This is a genomic window from Hyphomicrobium sulfonivorans (assembly GCF_013306565.1).
Classification (GTDB): Bacteria; Pseudomonadota; Alphaproteobacteria; order Rhizobiales; family Hyphomicrobiaceae; genus Hyphomicrobium_A; species Hyphomicrobium_A sulfonivorans.
Genome location: NZ_PZPO01000001.1, coordinates 683240 through 709497, shown reverse-complemented (window position 1 = coordinate 709497; position 26258 = coordinate 683240). Strand labels below are relative to the sequence as shown.

The window sequence follows — 26258 nt, the reverse complement described above, 5'->3', positions numbered from 1 at the left end:
CGGCAGTTTGGGCCGGCTCGGAGCGCAGACGTTAATCGTTGCCGCTACCCTGTTTCGCCAGCGGGTGGTGCTGGAACACCAGTTTCTTCAGCCGCTCCTCCAGCACGTGGGTGTAGATCTCGGTGGTCGAGATATCGGCATGGCCGAGCAGCGTCTGTACCGCGCGCAGGTCCGCGCCCCGGTCGAGCAGGTGGCTGGCGAAAGCATGTCGCAGCACGTGCGGACTGACGCGTTCGGGGTCTAGCTGCGCTTCCAGCGCCAATTGCTTCAGATCCTGCCCGAACCGTTGCCGCGTCAGATGCCCTTCGGCGCTCTTGGAGGGGAATAGCCAGCGATTGGAAATGCGCCCGGCCGCAGTCACCGCATCGAGATACGCCGCCAACGCGGTTTGCGCTGGCCGGTTCAATGGCACCAGCCGCTCGCGGCCGCCCTTGCCCGTGATGGTGAGTATTCTCGGATCGCCAGCCAGCACCGCGCGCGGAAGCGAGACCAGCTCCGATACGCGCATGCCTGTCGCATACAACATTTCAACCAGGCAGCAGAGCCGCAGCGCACGGATGTGCTCCACCGCATCGCCTGCCGCGCTTGTGTCCTCAACGCGCTGGGTGGCGGCTGCGATCAGTCGGTCAACCTCGGCAACGCTCAATGTTTTGGGCAATGCGCGCGGTTTGCGCGGGCCGGAACGGCCTTCGGTCGGATCATTTTCTACGTGTCCCTCGGCCACCAGAAAGCGGAACAGTTGCCGGGCGGCTGACAGTGCGCGGGCGCGCGATGCGGCGCTGATGCCCTCGGCGGAGCGCTGCTCCAGCCAGAGCTCGATGTCGTCAGGGGTGGTGGCGATCAGGTCGACGCCGCTGCCGTCGAGATGCTCGCAGAGCTGCGTCAGGTCACGGCGATAGGCTTCAATGGTGTTGGCTGCAGCGCCCCGTTCAACGCCAAGCATTTCAAGGAATGCTTCGATGTGTCTTCGGCCTGCGTCCATTTCCGATGCCCGATGCGGTGCTGGTGCTTCGACGGCGGGCGCGGCAAACGTCGCGCGTCGTTTGGTTGGACGCTAGTTACTGGACGCCCGCGGCCACGCCGTGAAGAGCGCTTCGAACCCCAGGCTATGCGCGTCCGGTGCAAGCCCGGTCCGCCGCAATGCGCGGATCGAATCGCCCAAGGCAATCATATGCGCGCCTTCAGCGCCATTGGGTCCCAGTGTTTTCATGGTCAGCAGCACGGTGCGGCCGAATTCACGCTTTTTGGCCGCATCCTGCAGCTCCGTCAGCACGCCGGTTTCCGGCAGATGGCCACCGGCCGGCTGCGACGTGCTGCTGGCCCGCTCCCACAAGGGAAGCGGGACGGGATAGTCCAGCGCATCCAGCACTGTGGCGAGGCGATGCAACAGGGCCGCGTCGAGCCGCCCCTGAACGGCCAGATCTTCCAGCGGGCGCATATCCTGCTCGGTGGCGGGGCGGGCGCCTTCAGCGATGTCGATGAGCGCGCTCCAATGATCGAGGCGGCCACCACTGACCGACGCATTCGCGTCGGACCCGAAGGCGGCCCATTGGCGTGCTTTGGCGAAGTTTCCGGCCGCCAATGCAACTTCAACACCGGTCTCGGAATACCAGCCGATTTCCGGCGCCGGATGCAGCGTGTCCGACAGCGGCGACACCATCCGCAGCGCCGCCAGATAGAATTCGGCGTGCCTGGCTTCATCAAGGAAGGCGCGGATCAGGCGGACCTTCTTTTGTGGCGTGTTTTCCCGCTCGGCGACGAGAAACAGTGCGGCGCGCCGTTCGGGTGTGTCGGTGCCCTGCGCATCGGAGATCACGGTATCGCTGGGTGAAAGTTGGCGATAGAGCTCGCCCAGCTGCTCCACAGTGATGGCGTTCAGCTTCAATGCGGTCTCACCGGCCGCCAGACGCGCACCCAGCGGAACGGTGCGATCGCGGGTGAGCGACGCCAGCAGTGCCGGGGAAGCGCGCTTGATCAGAGCCTTTTCATCGATCTCGCCGCCCGCCAGTTTGATGAGCCTATAGTCGATCAGCCCGACGGTGGCATCGCCGGCAGCAGCGGCGGCGCCTGGTTTGCCACCCATCGCCAGCGCATCCAGCGCCATCAGGCCGGGACTGCCGCTGGCGCCGGCATCGCGCGCCAACTCGGCCGCCAGACCAGCGCCGGCGGCATCCTGAGCCAGTGCGGCGCAAAGGCCGGATATCAGCGCGGCATCAACCATGACCGGGCCGGGCAGTTGGCCGGAGACCTTTGCGGCCCTGAGCCCTTCGCATGCGCGCGCCTCGTCTCCCATCGCTATTGCGTTGCGGGCGGCCAGCACGGCGACGACCGGGTCATCCGCGGGCATCGTTTCAAGCAGGCGCTGGGCCTCCTCGATCAGCCCCGAGCGATAGAGAATTTCCAGCCGCAGGGCCAGAAACTGGCGATTGGCGTTGGCGCCAGCCGGAGCATCAAGGTTGGCGGTGATCAGGCGCAACCAAAGCCGATGCAGCGCGGGTGAACGGGGCGGGATCTCGATTGCAGCGATCAGCTTTTCCAGCGTGCTGACACTCATGCCCTGCCACAGCTCCAGCGGCAGGCCGGAGCCATCATCGGCCATAACAGGCGTCAGATCGGTGCTTTCAACCGAGCTGTCGTAGGTGCCTGAGGGCCGGATGTCATCGTCATTGTTGATCGGGGCTTGCCAATCGCCCACTTGACCGGGGCGGTCGGAATGAAACCGGTCCTGCGCTGCAAGAGGCGCGCAATGGAGGCCGACCGCAATTGCGGCACTGGCAGCAGCTATGCCGAGGCCAGAAAAGGAAATACGCTTGCGCATCACAGGGGCAGGGTTACTCGGAGCGGACTTTCACACCCGGAACCGGCTTTGTAACCGTGCGCGGCTCCGGCTCGAATTCAGTGGCAAGTATATAGAGCGCGCCGGTGATGATGGCGGCGGCGCTGCCTACAACAAACAGAAATCGGAATAAGCTGGGCATCTGACTATCCCGTCCCCTCCGCTTTGGTCACTTTGCAAATTGGCGTCATTATGGCTTGCGCCGAGCTATGATCCAAAGTAGGCGGCCCAGTCTATGGGAGCAAATCCCGTTGTTGATGACCGTCCGCGGCGGCAATCCGGCCGGTTTTCACAACGATCAACACGTCATCCGTCGATTCGGCCCCGGCCGAAAGAGAAAGAACATGGCAGACGCGCAAACCCAGCAAGACATCCGCACCATTCTCGGGCCGCGCTCCATCGTGCTTGTCGGCCTGATGGGCTGCGGCAAGTCGGCGATCGGTCGCCGACTGGCGGGGCGGCTGGGGCTGCCATTCGTCGATGCTGATGATGAGATCGAAAAAGCCGCCGGCAAATCGATCGAGGAGATCTTTGCCGATCACGGCGAGCCCTATTTCCGCGAGGGTGAGCGCAAGGTGGTGACGCGGCTGCTGAGCAAGGGGCCCCAGGTGCTGGCGACCGGGGGCGGCGCATTCATGTGCGAAGAGACCCGCGCCGCCATTCTTCAGGACGGCGTTTCCATCTGGCTGCGGGCTGAGCTGCCGCTGCTGGTGCGCCGTGTCGGCAAGCGCGGCCACCGCCCGTTGCTGAAGGTTGCCGATCCGGAAGCTGTGCTACGCGATCTGATGGCGAAGCGCTATCCGGTGTATGAGACGGCCGATCTGACGGTTGAAAGCCGTGACGTGCCGCATGAAGTGATCGTTGATGAAATTGTCAGTCGCGTGCTGCGCGACGTTGCTGCCCCCTCGGAGAATTCCTGATGACTGATGTCACCGCTGCCGGCGCATCCGTGCGCACGGTCAACGTGCCTCTTGGCAACCGTGCCTATGATGTGTTGATCGGGCCGGGGCTGGTTGCGCGCGCGGGCGAGTTGATCGCGGCCCGGCTGGGCGACGCACGCTGTGCGATCATCACCGATGCAAACGTTGCCGGGCACCATCTGGACACGCTTGAGGCATCGCTTAGCGTCGACAAGCGGCTGCTCGGCTCCATCATTTTGCCGCCGGGTGAATCGACCAAGAGCTTCCGGCAGCTTGCCCCGTTGTGTGAGCAGTTGCTGGAGATGGGGCTGGAGCGCGGCGATCTCGTCGTTGCGCTGGGCGGCGGTGTTATCGGCGATCTCGCCGGTTTTGCAGCGGCCATTCTGCGTCGCGGCGCCCGTTTCGTGCAGGTGCCGACTTCCCTGCTGGCGCAGGTGGATTCGTCCGTGGGCGGTAAGACGGGCATCGACACGCCGCAGGGCAAGAACCTGATCGGTGCGTTCCATCAGCCGGGGCTTGTGCTGGCCGACACCGACGTTTTGCGCACGCTGTCGCCGCGCGAGTTGCGCGCCGGTTATGCCGAAGTGGCCAAGTATGGCCTGCTTGGCGATGAAGCGTTTTTCGTCTGGCTGGAACAGAACTACCCGGCTGTGTTCGCGCTTGAGGCGGAGCCGCTGACGCACGCGGTTGAAACCAGCGTAAAGGCGAAGGCTGGCATCGTTGGCCGCGACGAAACCGAACAGGGCGAGCGGGCGCTGCTGAATCTCGGTCACACCTTCGGCCATGCATTTGAAGCGTGGTGCGGCTATTCCGACCGTCTGCTGCACGGTGAAGCCATTGCCATCGGCATGTGCCTGGCGTTCCGGTTCTCGGCGTTGCGCGGCGACTGCACGGCGGCGGATGCTGAGCGCGCGGCGGCGCACTTCGCGGCAGTCGGATTGCCCACGACCATCGCGGAAATTCCCGGCGATAAGCCGGACATCGAAGCGATGATGAAGCTGATGGCGCAGGACAAGAAGGTGCAACGCGGCCAGCTCACGTTCATCCTCACGCATGGCATCGGCAAGGCCTACATTGCGCGCAATGTGGCGGGCGATGAGGTGCGCGCATTTCTTGCTGGGGAAGCTGTCTGACGGGCTGAGGCTTGTCAGCCCGGCGCGATGCGATCGGCGGCAGGACTGTGCCAGCAGCATCCGTTAGCGGGGCGCTAACCTTCGATGCATGGAGCTGTGCTATGGAAGGCGTCGGCCGCTGTGCCCGATTCCGGTCCGGTAGCTGCAACCCCATGCAAAGCGAAGATCGCGCGCCATGTCACTTGTCACCGTTCTGATAATCGCGGCCATTCTGCTGCTGATCGTGCTCTCTGCTTTCTTCAACGGCAGTGAGACGGCGCTGACCGCAGCGTCCCGCGCGCGCATGCATGCGCTGGAGCAGGAGGGCAATCCGCGCGCGGCGATGGTCAACCGGCTGCTTTCCAGGCCGGAAAAGATGATCGGCACCATCCTGATCGGCAACACGCTGGTGGATGTGCTTGCTTCGGCGCTGGCGTCCGGTGTTGCGGTGCTGCTGTTCGGCGAGGTCGGCGTCGTCTACGCAACGGCTGTGATGACGCTGATGATCGTCATTTTCGCGGCCGTGCTGCCGAAGACCTATGCGCTGGCGTATTCCGACCGCATGGCATTGATCGTCGCGCCGATCATGCGTGTCATGACGATCATTCTAAATCCTATAAACATTGCGATCGAATTCATCGTCCGCTTTTTCCTGAAGCTGACGCCGACGACGGTTGATGACGAGGCAAACATCCTCGCCGCGCATGAGGAAATTCGCGGCACCATCGAGCTGCAGAAGATTGAAGGCTCGGTGGAGCGCAACGATGCCGATATGCTGGGCGGCGTGCTGGATCTTGGCGATCTGCATGTTTCCGACATCATGGTGCACCGTACCAAGATGGCGACGATAGACGCCGACGATCCGCCGGAAGAGATCGTCGATGAATTGCTGCGCAGTCAATATACGCGCGTGCCGATCTGGCGCGACGAGCCGGAAAACATTATCGGTATTCTGCACACAAAGGATTTGCTGTCGGCGCTGGTGCGATCCAAGGGTGACATTTCAAATCTCGACATCATGAGCTTTGCAGGTGAGCCGTGGTTTGTGCCGGACACCACGCCACTGAAAGAGCAGCTCAATCAGTTCCTGAAGCGTAAGGCGCAGATGGCACTGGTGGTCGATGAATATGGCGAAGTGCAGGGCCTCATTACGCTTGAGGATATTCTGGAGGAGATTGTCGGCCAGATTTCCGACGAGCACGATGCGCACGATACGGCGATCCGTGTGCAGGCCGATGGCACCGTCAACGTCGATGGCACGGTGACGGTGCGCGATCTCAATCGACAGATGGGATGGAACCTTCCTGATGAGGAGGCAACGACCGTTGCGGGCCTTGTCATTCATGAAGCGCAGACAATTCCGGAGCCGGGCCAAGCGTTCACATTCTACGGTCACAGGTTTGAGATACTGCGGAAAACGCGCAATAAAATCACGGCGTTGCGCATCAGTCCGGCGGATGTGTTGGCGGCGCGCGCAGCTCGAACTGCTTTGCAGCAATGAATATAAGCTTCACTCAATCTGAACATTTTCGTTCAGATTAGGTTCAGGTGCCAAAGCCAAATCTTGGCTCATGGATGTCGTTACTGGGATCCTGAACAGCGCGTGCTGGTGGTGTTCGCCGCATGCAACGCGCGAAAAAAGTTTGACGCGCGAGACACATAAAGGAGCCAACCATGAAGAGATTTATCCCTCTGGCCGCTGTAGCTGGCGCACTGGCGTGCGTTGTTGCTGTTGGCAGCGCTCAGGCTGCTCCCGCTGCGGGCAACGTCCTTGGCAAGCTGGCAACCGTTGGTGAAGCCGGTGCTACGGTTGAGAAAACCCATTACCGCCATAATCGCAAGTGGCATCACCGCCATCATTGGAAGAAGCGCTACTACAAGCGCAATCATCACCACTACAAGCATCGCCACTATAAGCACCGTCATTACAAGCACCGTCACTGGCGCTAAGCGCTGGACGGAGCCAGACGGTTCTAAAGTCCAAGGTCTCGCCTTCGCTCACGCGGAGGCGAGACTTTTTCGTTTGTGGGGTGTGCAGATGATAGTGTTGGCCACGCCGCGTGCCGTTGGCATTTGCCCGCAGCGACGACACTCAGACAGGCTCGCCCGGTGCCAGCGCCTTGATGGCCAGCGCATGCACGCCATCGCGAAGTTCATCGCGTACGACATCGTTCACGATGCGATGTCGCTCAATCCGTGATTTGCCTGCAAAGGCTTCCGACACGATCAAAAGCCGGAAGTGGCTTTCGCCTGTTCCGGGAGATGAAGCGTGACCTGAATGCAGGTGCGACTCATTGACCACGTCGAGACGTGTGGGGCGTAGTGCCACTATCAACTTTTCGCGCATACGTGTTTGCAAGCTCATAAAAACGCCTCGTGTCGGGATCAGACAAAACGTCAAGGGGCTGGGGAAAAATAAGTCTGCCTCAGAGCAAGCAGATCAGCTTGTCTGAGGGCGGCAGCAGGATCATACTTCGCGCGAAATGAAGCTCGACTCCAAATACTTCGACAGCATCCGCGTTTCCTCCAAGCGCCAGCGCTCGGCTGCGCCCACGCGTGAGGAAAAGCATCCGCGTTGCCAGTGGAAGGGATGCAAAAGTCCCGGCGACCACAAGGCTCCGCGCGGCCGTGGTCGCGACGGACAATTCTACTTTTTCTGCCTTGAGCACGTTCGCCAGTACAATGCCACATACAATTATTTCGATGGCATGAACGACTCCGAAGTGCAGGAATTCCAGAAGGACGCCATGACCGGCCATCGCCCCACCTGGAAGGTGGGCGCGAACTCGCCGCCGCCTGAGGGCGCTGCTGCCGGTGCGCCGCCACCTCCCGATGCAGCCGCTGCGCCGGGCGTTGGCACTAAAACCATGGACCCGCACTCGTTCTTTGCCCGCCGTGAGCGGGCGGCCCGCCAGCGCGCCGAAGCTGCCGCGGGTAAACGGCGGGTGGTCAAGCCACTCGAGAAAAAGAGTCTGGAGACGCTGGATTTGTCGATCCACGCGTCGCGGGATGAGATCAAGGCGCGCTTCAAGGCCCTGGTGAAGATTTACCATCCCGACGCCAACGGCGGCGACGCGCGGTCAGGCGAGAAGTTGCGAGAGATCATCCAAGCCTATAACTTCCTGAAACAGGCGGGCCTCGTTTAGTTGGCCCGTTTTCGTACGGCCCCGCCGCCGCGGCCAGCGCGTTGAACCCCATCTGCCGCACTACTCCAAGGATCCGCGAATATGAGAGCGCAAGCCCAGTCGGGTGCCGAAGGCAAACCTGCGAACCTCCCCGATTTGAACCTCTCTGTGCGCCAGGTCTTCGGCATCGACAGCGATTTAGAAGTTCCGGGCTATTCGCAGGGCAGCGAGTATGTGCCCGACCTCGATCCGGATTACCTGTTCAACCGCGACGTGACGCTGGCCATTCTGGCTGGCTTCAAGCACAACCGCCGCGTCATGGTGCAGGGCTATCACGGCACCGGTAAATCCACCCACATCGAGCAGGTCGCGGCGCGCCTCAACTGGCCGTGCATCCGCGTCAACCTCGACAGCCACGTCAGCCGTATCGATCTCGTCGGCAAGGACGCGATCGTTCTGAAGGACGGCAAGCAGGTGACGGAGTTCCGCGAGGGCATCCTGCCTTACGCGCTGCAGTCCAACACCGCGCTGGTGTTCGATGAGTACGATGCCGGCCGTCCGGACGTGATGTTCGTCATTCAGCGCGTGCTGGAAGTTTCCGGCAAGCTGACGCTGCTGGATCAGTCGAAGGTTATCCGTCCGCATCCGGCGTTCCGCCTGTTCGCGACCACCAACACCATCGGTCTTGGTGACACGAGCGGGCTTTATCACGGCACGCAGCAGATCAATCAGGGCCAGATGGATCGCTGGTCTATCGTTGCGACGCTGAACTATCTGCCGCACGACGATGAAGTGAAGATCGTGCTGTCGAAGGTGAAGTCGTTCAACAAGAGCGAAGCCAAGCGCAAGGCCGTTGCCAACATGGTGCGGGTGGCCGATCTCACGCGCTCAGCGTTCATCAATGGCGATATCTCCACGGTGATGAGCCCGCGCACGGTCATCATGTGGGCGGAGAACGCCGAGCTGTTTAACGATATCGGCTTCGCGTTCCGCCTCACGTTCCTCAACAAGTGCGACGAGCTGGAACGGCCGACCGTGGCGGAGTTCTATCAGCGCTGCTTCGGCGAGGAATTGCCCGAGAGCGCGGCGAATGTCGTGCTGAGCTAGATCATGATCGCTTCGGGCCAGATCAGTCCGGAGTGTGACACGTCGGTTCCATCAAAAGGCTAGAGCTGTATCGCAATACGACGAAGCGCGATCGTGCTCTAGGCATCCAATGTCCAACGGCAAGCGCAAGGAACCACCGACCGAACCGCTGAAGCGGGCCATCGGGCTTGCCGTGCGCGCGGTTGCCGGACACGGCGACATTGAAGTTGCGTTCGCGGCCGGCGCGCCCGCCTATTCGCCCAAGCACATGCAATTGCCTGAGCCGTCGCGCGTGCCATCGCCGCGCGAGGTTGCGGTGATCCGCGGCTGGGCTGACAGCTTTGCGCTCACGGCAGGCTGTCACGACACCAAGGTGCACGGCAAGCTGGTGCCGGTTTCAGGGCCGGCGCGCCTTGTGTTCGAGGCGGCGGAGCGTGCGCGCGTCGAGGCGTTGGGGTCTAACCGGATGCCCGGCATGGCGCGCAATCTCACAGCGCGGCTTGAGGATCAGTATTCGCACGGCCGTTTCGCGCAGGTGAAAACCAAGGCTGATGCGCCGCTGGAAGATGCGGTTGCGCTGATGGTGCGCGAGCGTCTTACCGGTCAGCCGCCGCCGGAAAAAGCGCAGGCGCTGGTGGACGTCTGGCGTGATGCCATCGAGAAGCGCGGCGAAAAGGCGTTGTCGCGTCTTGATGAGTTGATCGAGGATCAGGAAGCGTTCGGGCGCGTCATTCGCGACCTGCTGCACCTGCTCGAACTGACGGAGGAATCCGTCGACGCCGAGCGCGATCAGAACGAGGAAGAGGAAGAAGGCACCCAGGAAGAGCAGGAAGGCGAAGCCGATACTTCCGAAGAGGGTGAGAAGGGCAGCAGCGAGAACGCTACCGAGGACAGCACCGTCAGCGGCGATCTGAATGAGGTGAACCAGAACGCGGAAGCTTCTGGCACCGATCAGATGGACAACGCGCAGGAAGAGGACGACGAGCCTTTGGAGCCGCCGGAGCCGTGGCGGCCGAATTCGTCGGTGCTCGATAATCCAGAAGCGTTCGGCTATCGCGTTTTTACGCGTGCGTTCGACGAGGAAATAGCTGCCGAACAGCTGTCGTCGCCGGAGGAGCTGGAGCGCCTGCGCGCCTATCTCGATCGCGAATTGCGCACGCTTTCAAGTGCAGTCTCGCGCCTGGCCAACCGTTTGCAGCGCCGCCTGCTGGCGCAGCAAAATCGCGCGTGGGACTTCGACCTTGAAGAAGGCATGCTCGACGCTTCGCGTCTGACGCGCGTCATCACCGATCCGATGCATGCGCTGTCGTTCATGCGCGAGCGAGATACGGACTTCCGCGACACAGTGGTTACGCTGCTGCTCGATAATTCGGGTTCCATGCGCGGTCGCCCAATCATGGTGGCGGCCTGCTGCGCCGATATTCTTGCGCGCACGTTGGAACGCTGCGGCGTGAAGGTCGAAATCCTCGGCTTCACCACCCGGGCGTGGAAGGGCGGGCAGGCGCGCGAGCAGTGGCTTGCTGCCGGCAAACCGCAGGCACCGGGTCGTCTCAACGATCTGCGCCATATCGTTTACAAGACCGCCGATGCGCCGTGGCGGCGCGCGAAGCGCTCGCTTGCGTTGATGATGCGCGAAGGCCTGCTGAAAGAGAATATCGACGGTGAAGCGCTCGCCTGGGCGCACCGCCGCCTGCTGGCTCGGCCAGAGCAGCGCCGCATCCTGATGATGATTTCGGACGGCGCGCCGGTGGACGACTCGACGCTGTCGGTCAACACCGGTTCCTATCTGGAGCAGCATCTGCGGCAGGTGATTGACGAGATCGAGACGCGCTCGCCGGTGGAGCTGATCGCCGTTGGCATCGGTCACGACGTCACACGGTATTATCGCCGCGCTGTTACGATTACTGATCCCGGTGAACTCGCCGGCGCAATGACCGACAAGCTCGTCGAGCTTTTCGACGAAAAGGCGCGCGAGGCGCAGCCGATGCGCATCGGTCCACGGAGACGCACGCATTGAAATCCGCTTCGTTCTTTTCTCGTCACCGCGGGCGCCGCCTGCGGTTCCCCGCCGCGCTGCTCGTCGTGTTGGCTGCTGGGGCAGGCGTTGCGTTCGGCGGCGGCAAACCTTCGACGGATGGGCTGACAGTTGAGCAGATCAAGGTCGATGCTGCGCCGCTGACCGCGTTCGATCCGACCAAGCCCGGTGAAACGCGCTTCGGCAAGCTGACGTGGAAGGGCGGGTTGGTGCTCACCTCGCCATCGCCATACTTCGGCGGCTGGTCGGGCATCCGTCTGGATGGCGAAGGCCGTAATTTTCTTGCCGTTTCCGATGCCGGCATCTGGATGACCGGAGCGTTGGACTATAGCGACGGTGCGCCTGCCGGAATTTCGGATGCGAGCGTTGGCGCGATCCAATCCAAGGATGGCGATGCGCTGTCTCGCGGCAAGGATCGCGATGCGGAAGGACTGGCGCTCATCAGCGGCACCCCGCGCGATGGCAGCGTATACATCTCGTTTGAGCGCAAGCACCGTATATCGCGCTACGATGTAGGCCCGGACGGCCTGTCGCCCGCGCGTGGTAAGGTCGTGCTGCCTGAAGATGCGAAGGACATGCCGGGCAACGGTGGCTTTGAGGGTATTGCCGTTATCCGGGGCGATGGACCTAACAGCGGCAAGCTGGTCGCGTTTTCGGAAGAGCTGCGCGATAGCGACGGCAATTACACCGCCTGGATCTGGGAAGCAGACGACAAGCCGCTCCGCTTCCACATGACCAACGACGGCGATTACGCCGTTACCGATGTGGCGCCGTTGCCGGATGGCGGATTGCTGGTGCTGGAGCGGCGCTTCCGCCTGAGTGAGGGCGTACGTATGCGCCTGCGCCATATCCATGCCGAACAGCTGAAGCCGGGCGCGGTTATCGATGCCGATATTCTGGTGGCCGCGGATGGCCGCAGCAACATCGACAACATGGAAGGGCTGTCGGTGAACGCGGGGCCGGACGGCGAGCTCATCGTCACGATGATTTCCGACAACAACTACAACCCGGCTTTCCAGCGGACCTTGCTGCTGCAGTTCTCGCTCAAGGCGGCTGATATTGCAGCGGTTGCCGGCGGCTCGAAGAACGATCAGCCGTAAGCGCTGTAGTGGTCGCGCCGGATGCCATTCAGACCGCGCGCAAGCAAGCTAAGAGCAAGTGCGCGGCGCGCGGGGGCAGCTGAAGATATCGCGGCGGCCTGAGACACTGCGTTCGTCATCCGGGAAAGTGATCCGGGCGGTCACAGTGGCTGTGGCCGCGCAAGGTGCTGACGCGTTCGCGGCGCTGGCGTTTCGTACAGCCCGCAGCGGCATCCGGCCATCATTAGCAAACGCAAAAAGCCTCAGAGCACAAAACCAATCAAGCCTGAAGCTCAAAAGAGCCAAGCTGGACTGATGCAGTGCTTGAGGCTGAATGCGGCAGGCAGAGCCCCGGGGGGTGCCCCGAGGCGTCTCAGCGTCAGGCGGCGGCCGGAGCGGCTGCCTTGACGGCCTTCTGAACTTCGCGCTTCATCTTCAGGCAGCGCTCGGAAAGATCCGTGTCAGCAGCCTTCAGAAGGAATGCGTCCAGACCACCGCGATGCTCGACCGACTTCAGCGCGCGCGCCGTAACGCGCAGGCTGAACGAACGGCCCAGCGAGTCGGAGATCAGCGTGACGTCGCAGAGGTTCGGACGGAACTTCCGCTTGGTCGAGTTTTCGGCGTGGCTCCTCAACTGCCCGGAAAGGGGCAGCGTACCGGTAAGCTCGCAGCGCCTCGTCATAGTAAAAGCTCCTTCGCCACCGCTCGTAGCGGCGGGCGTCGTACAAGAGATTGCTGGAAACAGGTCGCACCCTACGGCAGAACCACAGGGGGCTTTGGCCGCTTCTATGCCCGAGAAAGCCGGGGCTCGTCAAGCCGGTGTGCGCGGCCTAAAGTGACGTTTTATTGCCTAGCGATGCGTTCGGCACTGCGTTTTTGGGGCCACACAATCGACGTAAAACCGGCCTAACCGATTTTTTCATCATCTGGCACTTTTTCAAGGGCGACCCAAAACGATGATCCAGAGGCTTCTGCCTGTCTTCCCGCGGGGTTTGGCGGCGCTTGCCCTTTTTGCTCTCGTTTCGCTTGCCTCACCGCTCGGCTTGAGCGGCACCGCGCGGGCGCAAGGTCCGACTGCGTCAGTGCTGCCCGCGGACGTGAAGGCCTCCTACAAGGTCAGGTTCACCGCGCTGGGCGAAATCGGCACGTTCAATTTCAATTCGCAGGTCTCGGGCAAGAATTACACGCTGACGGCCAACGCCAAGATCGACACGGCGATCTTCGACTATCGCGGCAACATGACCAGCGTTGGCGTGGTTACGCCGGCCGGCATCGTGAAAACCCAGCCATCGAGCCACACCTTCGAATATCGCCAGAAGGCCCTGCTGAAGAAAAAGAAGCTGAAGGGCCTCAATATTGCGTTCGATCGCGGTGCGGTGAAGGCGGTCACGCCTCCCGATCCGCTGGGCCCCAAGCATGTGCCGGTGACGGCGGAGCAGTTAAACAACGTGCTGGACCCGCTGAGCGGCGTTATGGCGCTGTCGATGGCGGATGCGACCAAGCCCTGCGACCAGAAGCTGCCGATCTATGACGGCAAGGCCCGTTTCGACATCCAGTTCAAACTGCTCCGGCGGTCGGGGGCAGACCATATCTGCTCCGTAAAGCTGGTTCCGGTTTCTGGCCATAAGCCCGGCGAAGGGGCGGCCTCGGTCGTCAATGGCGAGATTGAGCTGGTGATGCGCCCGGTGCCGAACGCCAACGTGGTAATCCCGTTCAGCGTCACCGTTCCCACCGTCGTCGGCACGGCCACGCTGGTCTCGGAGCGGGTCGACATAACGATGCCAGATCAGAAACGCATTGCACTGCGGCGCTAAGGCCGTATTCAGCCGGGGTTGCCGGAGTGCATCAAGACAGGGCGATTGCTGGCCGTTTTAAGCGTGGCATGCCAATCGTGCACTTGATCTCGGTGGACGTCTCTGCGATGCCTTCCCCGACAAGCTGAGGAGGCCAGATGGCCAGCGACCTCGAAACGCGTATTCGACACGTCACGGCGGTGCTTGGACCCACCAACACCGGCAAGACCCATCTCGCCATCGAGCGCATGCTCGGACACGACAGCGGCATGATTGGCCTGCCGCTGCGCCTGCTTGCGCGCGAAGTCTACGATAAGATCGTGGCGCGGGTCGGTGCCGACAAAGTGGCGCTGATCACCGGCGAGGAGAAGATCAAGCCGGAGCGGGCACGCTATTGGGTGTGCACCGTTGAGGCGATGCCGCGCGATGTAGATGTCGATTTTCTCGCGATCGACGAGATTCAGCTCGCCGCTGATCTCGACCGCGGGCATGTGTTCACCGATCGGCTGCTGCACGCGCGCGGACGTTCGGAAACGTTGCTGCTGGGCGCGCAGACGATGCGCCAGGCCATTGCGGATCTCATTCCCGGCGCGAACTTCATTTCGCGGCCGCGTCTTTCCCAGCTTAGTTACTCTGGCCAGAAAAAGCTGACGCGCCTGCCGCAGCGCTCGGCGATTGTCGCGTTTTCGGCGGCCGAGGTTTATTCGATCGCGGAACTGGTCCGCCGTCAGCGCGGCGGCGCTGCCGTTGTGCTCGGCGCGCTGTCGCCCCGCACCCGCAATGCGCAGGTTGCGCTGTATCAGTCGGGTGACGTTGATTACCTGGTGGCCACCGACGCCATCGGCATGGGCCTTAATCTCGATGTCGATCACGTCGCGTTTTCGGCCACGCGCAAGTTCGACGGCCAGACGCACCGTAACCTGACACCGGCTGAACTGAGCCAGATCGCCGGCCGCGCTGGCCGGCACATGAATGACGGCACCTTCGGCGTGACGGGGACGGCCGATCCGTTCGACAGCGATACGATTGAGCGTCTGGAAACGCACAATTTCGATGGCGTGCGCATGCTGCAATGGCGCAATCGCGATCTTGACTTCCGGACGCTGGAAGGGCTGAAGCATTCGCTCAGGGCGACGCCGGGGCTGACGCGCCTTACACGGGCACGGGCCGCCGATGACGTTATCGCTCTGGAAACCGTAAGTGCTGATAGAGAGATTTCCCGGTTGGCCATTGCACCCGCTGCGGTGGTCAAACTGTGGGAGGTCTGTCAGATTCCGGACTATCGGAAGATTTCAGGCCAAACTCATGCTGAACTGGTCGCCTCCATCTATACCTATCTGATGGGGTCGGAGGAGAGAATCCCCGAGGACTGGTTCTCAAAACAGGTTGCACTCGCCGATCGTACAGACGGCGATATCGATACGCTCGCCAACCGCATTGCACACATTCGTACATGGACGTTTGTGTCTAATCGGTCGACGTGGCTCAAGGATCCGGAACATTGGCAGGGGAAGACGCGCGAAATCGAAGACCGTCTATCAGATGCGCTGCACGAGCAATTGACGCAGCGGTTTGTGGACCTTCGAACCAGTGCGTTGATGAAGGGCATGCGCGATAAAGACGAGCTGACGGCAGAGATCGCCGCAGACGGCGCTATTCATGTCGAGAACCATTTTGTCGGGCGATTGCAGGGTTTCCGCTTTCAGCTCGATCCAGAAGCGGCCGAAGGCGTCAACGGCAAGGCGATGCGCAATGCCGCCGCGCAGGTGCTGGGACGCGAGCTGGGGATGCGCGCACGCCGCGTAGCCGCCGCTCAAGCGGATGCTTTGCAGCTCGCCCGGCATGGCCGCATTCTGTGGCGCGGCGAGGAAATCGCTCAGATCGAAGCGGCGGATGATGCGCTGAAGCCCAGAATAACGCTGCTGGTCGATGAGCATTTTTCGGCGCCTGACCGCGAGAAGGTTCAAGCACGTCTTGAATCGTGGCTGTCGCAGACGATCGCCGAAAAGCTGAAGCCGCTGGTCGATATCGGCAACGCCGATGACATCTCCGGGTTGGCCCGTGGCATCGCCTTCCGGCTGCGCGAGAACTTCGGCGTTCTGCGCCGCGAGGACGTGTCGGACGAGGTAAAGACGCTCGATCAGAACGCCCGTGCGCAGTTGCGCAAATACGGTGTGCGTTTCGGCGCCTTCAATATCTATTTCCCGGTTCTGCTCAAGCCCGCAGCGGCCGAGCTGATCCTTGCTCTGTGGGCGCTGAAGAATGCTTCTGCGCACGGGCTTGCGATTGAAACTCTGCCTGAGCCGCCGCGCGCTGGTCTGACATCGTTCAATCCCGATCCTGCCGTGCCGGAGCCATTCTATCGCGCATTCGGCTATCATGTGTGCGGGCCGCGCGCGGTGCGTTTCGACATGCTGGAGCGGCTTGCTGATCACATTCGTCCGTTGCTTGCGTGGCGCAGCTCCGAAGAAACCATGCCGCCAAAGGGCGCGACTGGCGACGGTGGGTTCACGGTAACGCCGGAGATGATGTCGCTGCTTGGCTGTTCGCCGGACGAGCTTGCGGGTGTGTTGAAGGCGCTGGGCTTCCGGCTTGAGCGCCGTCCGGTCAAAGCACAGCCGCAGGCCGCAGCTGAAGCTTCGACGACCGGAGCTCCGGCTGAAGCCGCAACGGCTGAAGGCAGCGAAGCGCCTTCCGATGCTGCTGCCGTTGAAGCGGTTGCGTCTGCTTCAGAAGCCGAAACTCCATCACCAGTGCCGACGGAAGCGGTGGACGAAGCATCGGTGCAGGAGGGCGCTCCAGCGTCGTCTGACGCTGATGCGAGTGAGGCTGCAACATCGACAACCGCTGAAGACGGTGACGCCGTTACTGCAGGCAGCGTTGAAGCCGCCAGCGCGGAAGCGTCAGCCGAAGAAGAGAAGTTCGAGGAAGTTTGGCGTCCGCGCCGCCATCAGCGCAACGATCGCCGTGAGCAGGGCCGCCAACGTCGTCCGGACAATCGGCGCGGACGGGGCGCGCCTCAGGCCGCCGCATCGACCGCAGCGGGCGGCGAAGCTTCGGCTACCGCTGCTGCTGCTCCGGCAGGCGCAGAGGGTGGTGCAGGCCAGGGCGAGGCTGGCGAGCGTCAGCAGCGTCGGGATGGAGGCCGTGACAATCGCCGCGGTGGCCAGCAGCGCAACGCCGGTGGCAAGCGCGAGCATGGCGGCGGCGGTCGGGATCAGCAGCGCGACGGCGGCAACCGGGGCAATGCCCAGCAGAACCGGCGCGGTGGGGATCGTAATCGTCGCGACGACCGCAACAAGGATGATCGCCGCAAGCCAGCGGTGCACACGGCCGCGGCGCCACGCCGTGGCGGTGCGATCGATCCGGATTCGCCGTTCGCAGCTTTGGGCGCGCTGCGAGAGGAGCTTGCCAAGCGCGGTAAGGAGACCAGCACTTGAGCGACGAGCCCTCGGATGCAGATTCTGCTCCGAGCTCGCAGCGGCTCGATAAATGGTTATGGTTCGCGCGTTTTGCGAAGACACGCACGCTCGCGGCAACGCTCATTGCGGGCGGCAAAGTCCGGGTTAACCGCGAGCGTGTAATCAAGCCCGCACAGACGGTACGTGTTGGAGATGTGCTGACGATTGTCATCACGCGGCACGTCCAATTGGTGCGGGTCAAAGGTTTTGCAGAGCGGCGGGGCCCTTCTGCCGCGGCGCGCTTGCTTTATGAGGAATTGACAGTAGAGGGTGATGCCATCAAACCTCAGTCGGCCGCTCCGCCCGATGGTGAAGTTCGGCCAGCGATTGAGGTTGCCCCGGTTCAGCGCCCGGCAGGGAGCGGGCGCCCGACCAAGAAAGAGCGCCGCGAGATCGACAAGTTCCACGGCAAGTCCCGCTGACCTGGCGGGGTGCAGTTCGATTGCGATCTGCCCTGCCACCGAAAGCCAAGGGTGCGCCTGCACCCAATGGAAATGACCTGGATCAAGACCCATGACTTATGTCGTCAATGACAAATGCATCAAATGCAAATTCACCGATTGCGTCGAGGTCTGTCCGGTCGATTGCTTCTATGAAGGCGAGAACATGCTCGTCATTCATCCTGACGAGTGCATCGATTGCGGTGTATGTGAGCCTGAGTGCCCGGCTGATGCCATCAAGCCGGATACCGATCAGGGTGTAGAGCGCTGGCTGGAGCTGGCCCGGCAGTACGCGGACGTCTGGCCCAATATTACCGCCAAGAAGGACGCGCTGCCGGACGCGGAGGCTTTGCGCGACGAACCCGGAAAATTTGAAAAATATTTTTCGCCGGAGCCCGGTTCGGGCGATTGATGCTGGGTCAGCCTTTGTCGGTCAGTTGCACTCTAATTGATTGAGATGGCGAGAATAATTCTAATTCTTGAGTGACCCATGCAACGCGGCTTTGGGCGCATTTTTGCGCTCACGGAATGTTGCGGCAAAATGCGCAACCTTTTCACAGTGTTTGCAGAATGGCTTGGATTCGGGCTCTCCGAGTAAGCGTCGCCATACCCTTCCTTAGGGCCGCCCTTCATTTTCAATGAACTTTATGTTACGCTCCAACCAGATGATGTCCAAAACGCAGTACAGAGACGGAACAGGAGCGAACAAAAAGCTTCCGCTTTGCCGCGCTGGCAACGATCGGGCCAGCATCTGTTCCGTGCATCAAGCGGTTTTGTCACTTCAGGGCACAACACTGGGTCGCGCTCCCTTGAGGGGGAGTATCGCTGGCCCGCCTACATGACTTGCGCGGCGGCCCTGTGCTGACGCCGAGTTGTTGCGCATCGAATGAGTACTGGCTTCTAGCCCGACGAGAAAGTGAGACGACCCCAATGGCTGAAAAGAAGAAGGCACCTGCCACCCGTTCGGCGAAGTCAACGACCCTCGCCGGAAAAAAGGCTGGCACCAAGGTGGCTGCCGCGAAGAAGCCTGCTGCTGGTCGCGCTTCGGCGGCCAAGCCTGATGCTGCTTCCAAGGCAACGGCCAAAAAGCCGGCTGCTAAGGTGAGCGTTGCTGCTAAGGCCGCTGCTCCCAAAAAGGAAACAGCTGCAGCATCCAAGATCCAGGCTGCGAAGCCGGAGGCTAAGGCGCCTGTACCCAGCAAGGCGAAACAGCCTGTTGCGAAAACAGCAGGAACCGCTGCGCCCGTCAAGAAGCCCGTGAGCGCTGCCCCCAAGGTTGCGCCCAGGACTGTTGCACACAAGCCAGCAGTCGCCGCTGCGGCGCGGGCCGCGGTCGCTGCGCCAGTGCGCGCCGTTGCTGCCGCGGTGAAGCCTTCGAACCAGAAGATCACCGCGCCGGTTCAGCAGCAGGCCCCCAAGGTCGGCGGTGCAGAGAAGCCAGCCGTCGCCGCGGACCTCACCAAGAAGCCTGTCAGTCAACGGCATGGCTTCAAGGCGAATGAGTTTGTCGTGTATCCGGCCCATGGCGTTGGCAAGATCATCGCCATCGAGGAGCAGGAAATTGCCGGCATGGCGCTCGAGCTTTTCGTGATCAACTTCGAAAAGGAAAAGCTGACCCTGCGCGTGCCGACCGGCAAGCTCGAAAGCGTTGGCATGCGCAAGCTTGCCGAGGAGCCGCTCGTCAAGAAGGCCATGGAAATCCTCAAGGGCCGCGCCCGTGTAAAGCGCACCATGTGGAGCCGCCGTGCGCAGGAATACGTTGCGAAGATCAACTCTGGCGATCTCGTCTCGATCGCGGAAGTCGTTCGCGACCTTTACCGCTCGGAAGCTCAGCCGGAGCAGTCCTATTCTGAGCGCCAGCTGTATGAGGACGCTCTCGACCGCATGGCCCGCGAAATTGCAGCCGTTGAAAAGCTCGATGAACGTGGCGCCGTGCAGCGCATCACTGACGTGCTCTCCAAGAGCGCGCGCGGTCGTCGTCTGGCCGCTGAAGCAGAAGCCGAAGCGGGTGCTGCCGCCGAAGCCGATACTGACGATGACGGCGATGACAGTGAGACAAAGGCCGCCTAATTCGCAGCGGCGCGTGCGGTTGCCGGTTTTTGATCCGGCCTCGTATTGTTAGAGATCAAGAGCGTCCGGTGCCTTCCGCGCCGGGCGCTTTTTTTGTTTGCGCGTTGGCGCGGCGCCCTGCTCGCGGCGATCGCTGCTTGTCATTGCGCCCCTCGGCGCTGGCGTCGGCCGCGCCCCGTTATCATCGACGATGGCGATCTGGCTCGGATGTTCGATGTCGATGTACGGTCCGTTGCGATATTGGATCCAGCCGCGCACTTCAACGCGGCGCCCCTCAAGCTGCTGCAGCGCGTGGGCCAGCTCAGGATTTTCGCGCAACACGCGCGCCTCGATGCCCGCAGTGAAATCACTGCGCCAGTCGCGGCCGAAGTTTACGTAGGTGCGTGCTTTGGTGACGGCGACCTTGGCGACGCTGCCCTCGACTATTTCATAGGAATTGCGGCGACGAAGCAGTTCGCGCGTCCGCCAGGCAGGGCGCGGAGAATAGGCGCCGTTGCGCCACAGGCCGAGGCCAGCATCGCGCGCCACTTTTTCGTGGGCGAGCAGTTCGTGCATGCAATCGAAACTGCCGGGCAAGCCATAAACGCGCGCCTGCCCGCGCAATAGCATTTCGCCCTGCACCCACACGCGATCGCCATCGTTCTCGACGAAGACATGCGCAAGGCGGCGGCCATAGCGATCCTGAGCGCGGCCGGATGTCGCCAGGAAGATGGTTTTGCCCGCAACGAGTTCACGCAAGGTCTGCATTGCGCTTTCCTCCGGTGCCCATGGCTCGGCGGCCGGGCTGAGGTCGGGCGAGCGCGGCGATAGCGCACCGATGAGGCGGACCTGTTGCCCGTCGTCCATCTCGATCGTTTCCGCGTCGATGATGCGGACCACTGCGCCCGATGCGCCAGCCTTGAGCGTGCACGATGCGGCCGCTCCGCTGGCAGCATCCTGCTGTTGCGCCGTTGCGCTGGAAACGTAGACGCCGAATACGCAGACCAATAGGCTCGCCGCCGCCGCTCCCGGCAGAAGACGCCACCATGCAATCCGAGACTGCGATTTTACTACGCGCACGCGCATTCAATTCTCCGCGCGGCAGCATAGGGAAGTTTGAGGTGGAAAGCTTCTGTTGTGTGGCGGGCCGCTGCGTGGTGGGGCACAGCCATGTGCTGGCGCGTGAAAGCGGCGTGGCGATCTAAAACACGGAGGAAAGGAAAGCGTCGGCGAAGCTGCGGTTCGTGTCGGGCTGAGCGTCAACCGCTCCCGGCAGCAACTGGAAAATATCGCCGAGGATTGATGTCGGCAATTCGCTCCCGGCAGTAGCGATCGGGAAGCGGGCTGCCGCGCGAGCCACAATCTCACTGCGGTCCCAGGGCGGCGCGTGGTCAAATACGATGCGCTCGATGCCGGCGCCTGCTCCATCAAAGAAACCGGCAATGAGCACCGATCCATCGGGCATGGAGATCAGCAGATCGCGCTCTGCTATCGCGATCAGTTCGACGTGCCCGGGATCGATACCGCCGGTCAGGATCAACTCGTCGATGTCGCCGTTGGCGGATGCAAGTTCGATGATGGTGTCGTCGCCATCGCCGGGCAGATACACATAGGCATCGCTGCCGGTGCCGCCGATCAGCGTGTCATTGCCCAGACCGCCGTAGATGACGTCGTCGCCACCTCGGCCCTCAATGATCTCGCCACGCGCCGAGCCAACGATGCGGTTGTTGTTTTCGTCGCCGATCAAGCCGTCGATATCCGCAACGGTGTCGTGCTGGATCAGCCAGGCGCTGCGTGTCGCGCCGGGCTCAGCATCGGCGGCGGGGCGCAGAATTTGATTGTCTTCCTGCAGGTCGATGCCTTTGCCCGGCAGGATGCGATCAGTCTTGTGGTTCCACTGTATCCGCTCGATGGAAAACAGATGGTCGGTGCCGCCGGCGAACGTGGCTGTGAAGTTCGGGACTTTGTGCGCAATCCAGTGGCGATTGAATGTGATGGTCACTTCGCCAGCGCCGGAATAGTCGATTACATCGGTGCCATCGGCAGCATAGTTCAGCGCAGGCATGCCGCCGTGGATGATGTTGAAACCGCCCGACCATCGGAACAGGTCGTCATCCTCGCCGCCATAAAACTTTTCAATCGTGTTGGCTGTGTTGCTGCCGCTGAAGGTGTCGTTGCCGCGGCCGCCAATGAATGTTGAGAAGCCGTGCTCGGCGCGCATGATGTCGTCGCTTCCGGTGCCGAGCAGCGTTGTCATGCCGGGCGAGAAATGCATCCCGTGGGGCAATGTGGTGTTCGGGTCGAGGCCCGAATAATGGATGAGAGAGGCAACAGCGGACGACGAGTTTATCGTCGGATTGGGTGATCCCGGCAGGCTGTAGGCGATGTAGGGATAGTCTTCTTCCTCGATGGTGCGCGCGAAGCTGGCCATCGTTTCCCAGGCGCGGAGTTCTTCGCCGTTGTATGGCAATGCCCGGCTGCCGCGCAGTTCCGGGGTGCCAATCTTGGCGGAGAGATCGGCGCGCGCGGCCACGTTGGCAGTGGCCAGCGTTGTGCGGCCGTCGGCGCCTTCGATGCCCAGGAATATGCCGTGCGGACCGGCGTCGCGAACGCCCTCCATCACATACCAATGGTCCTGTGAATGGCCGTCGCTCTCGAACACGAGCTGCAGGTGGTCGAAGCCTAGGCGCCCCAGCCCGAACATCTGCACCGGCACCCATTCGATGCGCACACGCGGCAATTTTCTCTCCCCTCGACCGGCGGCGCGAAGTCCTTCTCGGCTCTCGAGGTGCAACTATAGATTGCATTGCGAGGTGGTGGCAATCGCAACCGTTGGGCGATGAGGATGGGTATTGTTGTCTCACCGCAGGGGCAGCTCGGTTCATGCTTTTGCGGTGGGAAGTGCATTGGCGGCGGGTTGCATGCAGTTGGGGGCTAAGAGATTTCGCTGCCGCCGCTCATTGCTTCGGCGCGGATGGCGCGATACCTAGAAGGACGCCTGCCCTGCCATTCGGTCGTCGTCTGGCCGTGTTTTATGGGCGGTTATCCAGAAATTCTTCTCTCCGGTGGCACCATCTGGTAGGTGCCAACCGTTGGGGCCCCGTAGCTCAGCTGGATAGAGCATCAGATTCCTAATCTGAGGGTCACAGGTTCAAATCCTGTCGGGGTCACCAGTAATTTCAATGCGTTACGATGTTCGGCTAGCATGGGATCTTGGCTCTTCCGCGCATCAAACCTTCGCGCGGTAGCCGAGGCCGCGCACGGTTTCGATGCGCTCCTTGCCGATCTTGGCGCGTAGGTTGTGGATATGCACCTCGACCGCGTTGCTCTCCACCTCCTCCTGCCAGCCATAGAGAATGTCTTCCAGCTCCGGCTTCGAGTGCACAACGCCCGGCCGTTCGACTAGGGCTTGCAACAGCGCAAACTCCCGCCGTGAGAGGTTCAGCGGTTCACCATCGGCGGCGGTGGTAACGGTGCGCCGTTCGGGATCAAGCTCCAGCCCCTGCCAGTCGATGGTGGCCTTGGCGCGACCCAGCGAACGACGGCGCAGTGCGCGCAGGCGCGCAGCTAGTTCATCAAGGTCGAACGGTTTGCCGAGATAGTCGTCCGCTCCGCTGTCGAGGCCGTGGATGCGATCGCGGACTGAATCACGCGCGGTGAGCAGCAACACCGGCGTGGTGTCGTTCCTGCCGCGCAGGTCGCGCAACACATCGAAGCCCGAACCGTCGGGAAGCATCAGATCGAGCACAACCGCGTCGAATTGCGTTGTCGAAAGCGCGGCCAGTGCGTCGGCGCATGTTTCGACCGCTTCGGCGGTGAAGCCATGCAGGCCCAGACCGACTGAGAGGCCGCTGCGAAGAACAAGGTCGTCCTCAACGATCAGCAGTCGCATTGCTTCCCTTTCACGTGCGCTTGGTGCGCATACGCCATTGCGACAATATGGGCACGAAATGCTTCAGCCTATGCATGCTTTGCGCGCATGCGACCAAGTTGCCGCCGCAGAAGCCGTGGTGCAATTGCCAAGCTTAAGCTTGCCTTAATGTGAACACTTAGGACAGAGCCGCCGGGGTTTGACTGGCGGTGCCCCCGTGTGGCGCCGCATCTCGCCGGGTTGTTGATCAGGGGGACGAGATGACGCTTTTGCGTGTTGCTGCGGTTGTGGGGTTGGCACTGAGCGTTGCCGGTTGTGCGTCAACCGACATGGATTGGCTGGGTGTCCCGTATGCCGTCAGCGAGGCGGACCGCCAGAACTATGCGGCGCATCCGAATGAGCGTTTCCCGCTCAAGGCTGTTGAGCTTGCAAAGCTCGATCCACGCTATCGGCGTCAGCTTGTGCGGTATGAAACGCGCGAGCCTTCGGGCACCATCATCGTCGATACGCCGAACCGCTATCTCTATCTGGTGACGGGCGAGAACCGCGCGCTGCGCTATGGCATCGAGGTTGGCCGCGAAGGTATGGCGTGGAGCGGCACGGCAAACGTTGCGCGCAAGGCGGCGTGGCCGACGTGGACGCCACCGCGGGAGATGGTTGCGCGTGATCCGCGCACGGCGCCGTTTGCGAACGGCATGCCGGGCGGGCCGGAGAACCCGCTCGGTGCGCGGGCGCTGTATCTCTATCAGAACGGCCGCGACACGCTTTATCGCATTCACGGCGGCGGCAATCCGCGCACGTTGGGCAAGGCGACATCCAGCGGCTGCATTCGTCTGCTTGATCATGACGTGATCGATCTGTATCGCCGCGTGCCGCAGAATACGAAAACGATCGTGTTGCCGGATCCATCGTTGTCGAGTGAATCAGCTTCAGCGCCGGTGAGTGCGCCGCACGCATGAGCCCGCACCGGGAGATCGCACCATGACCTCAATGACCGCACGCCTGTTTGGACTGCTGATGCTGGCCACAACGGTGGTTTGGGCGTGCGGCATGGTGTGGATCTACGTCGGCAGCCAGAAAGAGCTGGAGCGTGTACTCGACGCGCGGCTTGAGGAGGCGACGCGCATGGTTACGTCGCTGATGGAAAGCGCTGGCGTGCATGTGACGAATGGCGTTGCAGGCGCACGGGTGGCCAATCAGTCGGTTGCGATCCACCAGCACGAGGCGAATTTTCGTCTCGCATGTCAGATATGGTCCGTTGACGGAAAGCTCGTCGGAAAGTCCAGCGATGCGCCGATGACGCAGCTCACTTCCGTCAACAGCGGTTACACCAATCAGGAAATCAACGGCACGCCATGGCGCGTTTATGCGCATGTCGATCCGGTGCTGGGCATTCGTGTTCTGGTGGGCGACAGCATCAGCCACCGCCAGCGTCTTGTTCGCGATCTCATGTGGGGATTGGCGTTGCCGGGGCTGTTTGTTCTGGCAGCACTCAGTGGCCTGCTGTGGTTGGCCTTGCGCGAAGGTCTGGAGCCATTGCGCCGCATGAGCGCTACGCTGGCAGCACGTTCGCCCGATGCGCTGGAGCCACTGGATATCGGACGTGCACCGGCCGAGATTCGCCCGGTCGTTGACTCCATGAACAGCCTGTTCGACAAGGTGGCGAAGGCGCGCGAGCATGAGCGCAGCGTGACGGCGTTTGCCGCGCACGAACTGCGCACGCCGCTTGCCGGGTTGCGCACTCAGGTGCAGATCGCGTTGGCGGCGTCCGATGCCACCATCCGTTACAATGCACTACGCAGTGCGCTTACCGCAGCCGACCGCACGACGCGTATGGCCGGGCAATTGCTGGCAATGGCGCAGGTTGATGCAACCGAAACGCGTGCGCCTCAGGAATGGATAAACGTTGGCGCTCGCCTGAAGGGCATCTGTGATGAATTGCGCCGTTCGGACACGCAGCCAAATGTGACGATTGAAGCGGCACTGTACGACTGCCGCATTCAGGTCAATCCAGATGCGTTTCACATGGTGGCGCGTAATCTCACCGAGAATGCCATGCAGCACTCCGGTGGCGCGGGTGCCGTGCGCTGGTCGATGGTGGTGGCGGAGCACGCACTGCTGTTGACCTTGGAAGACAGCGGCCCCGGCATCCCTGAGGATGAACTGGCCCTGGTGCGCAATCGCTTTTTCCGCGGCCGTCACAAAAGCGCAATCGGTAGCGGGTTGGGTCTGTCCATCGCGCACACGGCGCTGGAGAAGGACGGACTGGACCTGCACCTTGAGAACCGCGCGCCAGAGGCCGGTTTGCGGGCGCAGATCGCCTTTGCTGTCGAGCGGTTCGTCATCGACATCACCGTGCCAGATGCCGGCGAAAGCCAGTCGGACATTGCGCGCACTGGATAGGCGCGCGCGTCAGTCCATCGACTATCGACCGGAAATGAAAACACGGAA

General features: G+C 62.0%; 23 protein-coding genes and 1 tRNA gene. 16 read left to right on the top strand and 8 right to left on the bottom strand.

Going from position 1 to position 26258, the window contains the following annotated elements; all coding sequences use genetic code 11:
* Positions 1–31: 31 nt before the first annotated feature.
* From C6Y62_RS03265 to C6Y62_RS03255, 3 genes are all read right to left on the bottom strand, one after another.
* Positions 32–982, bottom strand: a complete 951-nt coding sequence (locus C6Y62_RS03265) for a site-specific tyrosine recombinase XerD (protein ID WP_173952754.1) — start codon at positions 980–982, stop codon at positions 32–34.
* Between the two features lie 72 nt (positions 983–1054).
* Complete coding sequence (locus C6Y62_RS03260; RefSeq protein ID WP_173952753.1) at positions 1055–2695, bottom strand: hypothetical protein; 1641 nt, start codon at positions 2693–2695, stop codon at positions 1055–1057.
* Between the two features lie 136 nt (positions 2696–2831).
* Positions 2832–2978 (bottom strand): hypothetical protein, encoded by a 147-nt coding sequence (locus tag C6Y62_RS03255; RefSeq protein WP_173952752.1) that lies wholly within the window; start codon positions 2976–2978, stop codon positions 2832–2834.
* Positions 2979–3180: 202 nt separating this feature from the next.
* On the opposite strand from C6Y62_RS03255, the gene C6Y62_RS03250 reads away from it, so the two are divergent.
* The 4 genes from C6Y62_RS03250 (at position 3181) to C6Y62_RS03235 (ending at position 6818) form a co-directional block, all read left to right on the top strand.
* Entirely contained in the window at positions 3181–3756 is a 576-nt protein-coding gene (locus tag C6Y62_RS03250) for a shikimate kinase (protein ID WP_068463045.1), read from the top strand.
* Complete coding sequence (gene aroB / locus C6Y62_RS03245) at positions 3756–4889, top strand: 3-dehydroquinate synthase (protein ID WP_173952751.1); 1134 nt, start codon at positions 3756–3758, stop codon at positions 4887–4889. Before C6Y62_RS03250 ends, aroB begins: the two co-directional genes overlap by 1 nt.
* Positions 4890–5064: 175 nt before the next feature.
* Positions 5065–6369 (top strand): HlyC/CorC family transporter, encoded by a 1305-nt coding sequence (locus C6Y62_RS03240; protein ID WP_068462775.1) that lies wholly within the window; start codon positions 5065–5067, stop codon positions 6367–6369.
* A 173-nt stretch (positions 6370–6542) separates the two neighbouring features.
* Positions 6543–6818, top strand: a complete 276-nt coding sequence (locus C6Y62_RS03235) for a hypothetical protein (protein ID WP_173952750.1) — start codon at positions 6543–6545, stop codon at positions 6816–6818.
* A gap of 142 nt (positions 6819–6960) precedes the next feature.
* Here the strand turns inward: C6Y62_RS03235 and C6Y62_RS03230 are convergent, their stop codons facing one another.
* Entirely contained in the window at positions 6961–7233 is a 273-nt protein-coding gene (locus tag C6Y62_RS03230; RefSeq protein WP_083509732.1) for a BolA family protein, read from the bottom strand.
* Between the two features lie 118 nt (positions 7234–7351).
* On the opposite strand from C6Y62_RS03230, the gene C6Y62_RS03225 reads away from it, so the two are divergent.
* From C6Y62_RS03225 to C6Y62_RS03210, 4 genes are all read left to right on the top strand, one after another.
* Positions 7352–8014 carry a J domain-containing protein gene (locus C6Y62_RS03225; protein ID WP_068462771.1) on the top strand — a complete coding sequence of 221 codons (663 nt, stop codon included), beginning with the start codon at positions 7352–7354 and terminating at the stop codon, positions 8012–8014.
* An 81-nt stretch (positions 8015–8095) separates the two neighbouring features.
* Entirely contained in the window at positions 8096–9100 is a 1005-nt protein-coding gene (gene cobS / locus C6Y62_RS03220; protein ID WP_068462770.1) for a cobaltochelatase subunit CobS, read from the top strand.
* A 109-nt stretch (positions 9101–9209) separates the two neighbouring features.
* The gene (cobT, locus tag C6Y62_RS03215) at positions 9210–11096 is read left to right on the top strand and encodes a cobaltochelatase subunit CobT (protein ID WP_173952749.1); all 1887 of its coding nucleotides are present in this window, start codon (positions 9210–9212) and stop codon (positions 11094–11096) included.
* A complete protein-coding gene (locus C6Y62_RS03210) occupies positions 11093–12214 on the top strand; it encodes an esterase-like activity of phytase family protein (RefSeq protein ID WP_173952748.1) in 1122 nt (373 codons plus the stop codon). The genes cobT and C6Y62_RS03210 overlap by 4 nt, the downstream gene beginning before the upstream one ends.
* Positions 12215–12572: 358 nt before the next feature.
* Here C6Y62_RS03210 and rpmB read toward each other — a convergent pair whose 3' ends face one another.
* Complete coding sequence (rpmB, locus tag C6Y62_RS03205) at positions 12573–12875, bottom strand: 50S ribosomal protein L28 (RefSeq protein ID WP_068462764.1); 303 nt, start codon at positions 12873–12875, stop codon at positions 12573–12575.
* 274 nt (positions 12876–13149) lie between these two features.
* Here rpmB and C6Y62_RS03200 point away from each other — a divergent pair, with 274 nt between their 5' ends.
* The 5 genes from C6Y62_RS03200 to C6Y62_RS03180 all read left to right on the top strand — a co-directional run bounded on the left by C6Y62_RS03200 (position 13150) and on the right by C6Y62_RS03180 (position 19957).
* A complete protein-coding gene (locus tag C6Y62_RS03200) occupies positions 13150–14007 on the top strand; it encodes a DUF3108 domain-containing protein (protein WP_173952747.1) in 858 nt (285 codons plus the stop codon).
* Positions 14008–14144: 137 nt separating this feature from the next.
* The gene (locus C6Y62_RS03195; protein WP_173952746.1) at positions 14145–17426 is read left to right on the top strand and encodes a helicase-related protein; all 3282 of its coding nucleotides are present in this window, start codon (positions 14145–14147) and stop codon (positions 17424–17426) included.
* Positions 17423–17869, top strand: coding sequence for an RNA-binding S4 domain-containing protein (locus C6Y62_RS03190; protein ID WP_173952745.1), 447 nt, complete (start codon positions 17423–17425; stop codon positions 17867–17869). Before C6Y62_RS03195 ends, C6Y62_RS03190 begins: the two co-directional genes overlap by 4 nt.
* A gap of 91 nt (positions 17870–17960) precedes the next feature.
* Positions 17961–18299 (top strand): ferredoxin FdxA, encoded by a 339-nt coding sequence (fdxA, locus tag C6Y62_RS03185; protein WP_068462755.1) that lies wholly within the window; start codon positions 17961–17963, stop codon positions 18297–18299.
* Positions 18300–18817: 518 nt separating this feature from the next.
* Positions 18818–19957 (top strand): CarD family transcriptional regulator, encoded by a 1140-nt coding sequence (locus tag C6Y62_RS03180; protein ID WP_173952744.1) that lies wholly within the window; start codon positions 18818–18820, stop codon positions 19955–19957.
* 48 nt (positions 19958–20005) lie between these two features.
* Here C6Y62_RS03180 and C6Y62_RS03175 read toward each other — a convergent pair whose 3' ends face one another.
* Both C6Y62_RS03175 and C6Y62_RS03170 read right to left on the bottom strand, forming a co-directional pair.
* Positions 20006–21022 carry a thermonuclease family protein gene (locus C6Y62_RS03175; RefSeq protein ID WP_173952743.1) on the bottom strand — a complete coding sequence of 339 codons (1017 nt, stop codon included), beginning with the start codon at positions 21020–21022 and terminating at the stop codon, positions 20006–20008.
* Between the two features lie 115 nt (positions 21023–21137).
* Positions 21138–22667 carry a calcium-binding protein gene (locus tag C6Y62_RS03170; RefSeq protein WP_338074320.1) on the bottom strand — a complete coding sequence of 510 codons (1530 nt, stop codon included), beginning with the start codon at positions 22665–22667 and terminating at the stop codon, positions 21138–21140.
* A 365-nt stretch (positions 22668–23032) separates the two neighbouring features.
* Here C6Y62_RS03170 and C6Y62_RS03165 point away from each other — a divergent pair.
* Positions 23033–23109 (top strand) — tRNA-Arg (locus tag C6Y62_RS03165).
* Between the two features lie 56 nt (positions 23110–23165).
* On the opposite strand, the gene C6Y62_RS03160 is transcribed toward C6Y62_RS03165, so the two are convergent.
* Positions 23166–23828 (bottom strand): response regulator, encoded by a 663-nt coding sequence (locus C6Y62_RS03160; protein ID WP_173952741.1) that lies wholly within the window; start codon positions 23826–23828, stop codon positions 23166–23168.
* A 239-nt stretch (positions 23829–24067) separates the two neighbouring features.
* On the opposite strand from C6Y62_RS03160, the gene C6Y62_RS03155 reads away from it, so the two are divergent.
* Together C6Y62_RS03155 and C6Y62_RS03150 are read left to right on the top strand one after the other, a co-directional pair.
* Positions 24068–24766: a L,D-transpeptidase gene (locus C6Y62_RS03155; protein WP_173952740.1), complete on the top strand. Its 699-nt coding sequence runs from the start codon at positions 24068–24070 to the stop codon at positions 24764–24766.
* A 22-nt stretch (positions 24767–24788) separates the two neighbouring features.
* Positions 24789–26210: an ATP-binding protein gene (locus C6Y62_RS03150; RefSeq protein ID WP_173952739.1), complete on the top strand. Its 1422-nt coding sequence runs from the start codon at positions 24789–24791 to the stop codon at positions 26208–26210.
* Positions 26211–26258: the final 48 nt, after the last annotated feature.